The sequence below is a fragment of the Kitasatospora sp. NPDC001225 genome, from assembly GCF_053597855.1.
On record NZ_JBSFJC010000324.1, the window covers coordinates 1 to 2,927 of the forward strand.

The window sequence follows — 2,927 nt, forward strand, 5'->3', positions numbered from 1 at the left end:
GCCGAGGACTCACATCGGTGCGGCAGGAATCACCCGAATCGGCCTGGGCCGGAATCATGCGATCGCGGGGTGACTGACGCCGAGTGAACACCCTCGGCTGTCCGGGTCGAGGCGGGCTAGGGATCAAGGTGCGGTGGTACATCGCTGGCGGCTTCCCGCCAACCCCCTAGGAGGTGCTGTGAGCGTCCTTTCCGTTCCCCGGGTTTTCTTCCGGGGTCAGATGACCTTCAATCCGGCGACCATGAACAACAACGGCCTGTTCCCGACGTACGACTTCCGGACGGCGGAGCTGAACTGGAATTATCTCAAGGACAAGAAAATCACCCCGGACAATTTCCGGGAGGCCTTTCCGAAGTGGGCGTTCAGCATGCAGACGGGCCAAGGCCCGGACGGGAAGGAGACGGAGGAGCCCCCTTCGGGGTGGAGTGCCTACGGCGGCAACGACTGGTGGCTCCACGTGCAGCCCCGTGACGCGCCGGACGGCAAGGGCGTCCTCACGACCGTGACCGGGGGGCAGACCGCGTACGGAGCGGATCCGTCGATCCCGGGCGACCCGCTGCTCGGCGCCGTCGTCAACCTGGCCGGGGACTCGTTCCCGATCGCCGACCTCACCCCGGAGGAGCAGGCCGGCGACGGGCAGTTCCCCCGGGCGGCGTTCCATACCAGCGCGAGCATGGCGGACAACAATCCGGATTCGGTCTGGAGTCCGTGCTTCTTCGCCAGGCGAATCCAGATCGGCAGCAGAACCAGCCCCGAGGGATTCTTCTACGGCGACATCGACAAAGTCCTCCAACTGCCGGCGCGCTGGCAGAATTTCAGCCGCAACCTGAATCTGAAAGGGGACGTCTACCGTGACGGGGTCGGTGCCACCGTCGTCCAGGCGTGCGTGAGCCGGGACAATCTCCAGTTCACCTCGGGCGATTCACTGCTGCTGAACACGCTCAAGAAGGAGATGGATGCCCAGAAGGCCCGCGGAATCATGATGCGGTACTCCGTCTATCTGACCCGCTATTTCAACGGGCCCGACTTTGCCAAGTGTGCGAACCAGAAGGAAAGGTTCGAGCAGCTGCTCAAGCTGTGGGAACAGGACCTCAAGGCGGGGAATCCGCCGCGTCGGAATACCTGTGTCTCCCGGGTGGTCGGCACGATCGGCCTGTGGCACGAGAACGAGCCGGCTTCGGTACCCGGCGGGCGTTTCCTGGCGCCGGAGAACTCGGCGAAGGTCCTCGATTCGAAGAAGAATCCGGTGGACGCCTGGTTCGGGCCGGCCGTGGCGGAGATCAACCGCGATGCCGGGGGCACCCGCTACGTCAGCCTCGACCTGGGGGCCACGGTCCCGGAGAAGGACGCCAGCGGTGACAAGGAGGTGTCCTTCGGAACCTTGGAGCTCTTCGTCGCCGACGGCTCCATCGGCAAGACCGTGGCGGAGATCAAGCCCGATGCCTACGACCGGAACGCCTACGAGCAGACCTCCGGCATCATCGACGTGCCGGTCGACGGCAAGGTGACCGACGCGGACCTGGCCGACGGGGTCCTGGGCATCCGGTGCAAGCCGAATGCCGAGCAGGTCACGATGCTGACGGAGAAGGTGCTCACGGCCCAGACCGAATTGCGATCGATCTACGTCGACCAGAGCGACAAGGACCGGGTGGTGGTGGTCGAGGTCCGGGACCGGGGTGCGATCCCCACCCGCAAGGTCGGGCTGGTCGTCCAGCAGTACCTGCCGGACCCGCCGCCACCCATGCAGAACGGCTCCTTCTGGAAGAAACCGGAGAAGAAGGAGGAGGAAGTCCTCACCATCACCAAGGTCGGGCCGGTGGTGAACGGCCGCGCGGAGATCGGGTTCACCGTGGTGAGCGGTCTCGAAGCCCCCAACCTCCCGGTCATCGCCTTCTTTCCCTACTACCTCGACGGGAGTCCGGACGTTCCGCCGGAAAGGGTGGGGTTCGTGGGAGCGCCGTGGTCCTTCGTCTCGGCGTTCTACTGCTGTGTGCGGATGCTGCCCTTCGACGACCAGCTCCCCGAGGACTTCCGGAAGTACTGCGAGGAGCACCACAACGACCCGGCCGCCGCCTGGGACTACGTCTACAAGCGGGTGCTCTACGTGTACGACATGATCTTCCCGGTCATGAAGTACTACGCCGCGCTCGACCTGGGGGACAGGACGGCCGTCGAACGGAACATCGACCAGATCCTGGAATTGTCCTCGGTCTCCATGGCGAACTCCTCGCTCTACATGCCCGTCACCAGGGACCTGTCCAGCGGCAAGCGCAAGGTTCTGGAGATGTACCGCACCCTGCTCAGGACCGGAAAGCCGAAGGAGGTCACCTCATGACCTTCGAGGACGACATCAAGAAACTGCGGGAGATGCTGCAGAGCGCCTGCCTGGTCGAGTTCTCCACCATCCCCGCCTACCTGACGGGCTGGTGGTCGATCAAGGACCGTCGGAGCACCGCGGCCAAACTCATCCGGGAGCTGGTGACCGTCGAGATGCGGCACCTGTCGATCGCCGCGAACGTCCTGATCGCCACCGGTGCCGACCCCGACATCAAGGCCGTCGCCTCCCTCCCCTATCCGCGCTTCTTCAGTGCCCCCGGCCCCATGGAGATCCAACTCCAGCCCTTCGGGGACTCCTTCCTGGCCATGGGCATGTGCATCGAGTCCCCGGGGCCCGTCGACGAAGGGACCCTGCCGGAGGGGCTCAGGGCCGCACTGCCGGTCACCGCCGAGTTCGACCCGCGGTTGCACACCCCGATCCTCCCCGACCCGGGTGAGACGATCGGGCAGTTCTACCGGGACCTCATGCAGCACCTGAAGGACTGCGTCCACCTGCACGGGGAATTTCGGCTGTGTCCGAGGGGGGACTTGAACCCCCACGCCCGATAAAGGGCACTAGCACCTCAAGCTAGCGCGTCTGCCATTCCGCC

At 65.0% G+C, this 2,927-nt stretch carries 2 protein-coding genes; both read left to right on the plus strand.

Translation table 11 applies throughout. The features are described from left to right. Positions 1 to 220: 220 nt before the first annotated feature. On the plus strand, positions 221 to 2,335 hold the full coding sequence (locus ACWDCZ_RS39905) for a hypothetical protein (RefSeq protein WP_449818536.1): 2,115 nt from the start codon (positions 221 to 223) through the stop codon (positions 2,333 to 2,335). Then, entirely contained in the window at positions 2,332 to 2,886 is a 555-nt protein-coding gene (locus ACWDCZ_RS39910) for a ferritin-like domain-containing protein (RefSeq protein WP_449818537.1), read from the plus strand. The genes ACWDCZ_RS39905 and ACWDCZ_RS39910 overlap by 4 nt, the downstream gene beginning before the upstream one ends. The last annotated feature ends 41 nt before the right edge of the window (positions 2,887 to 2,927 follow it).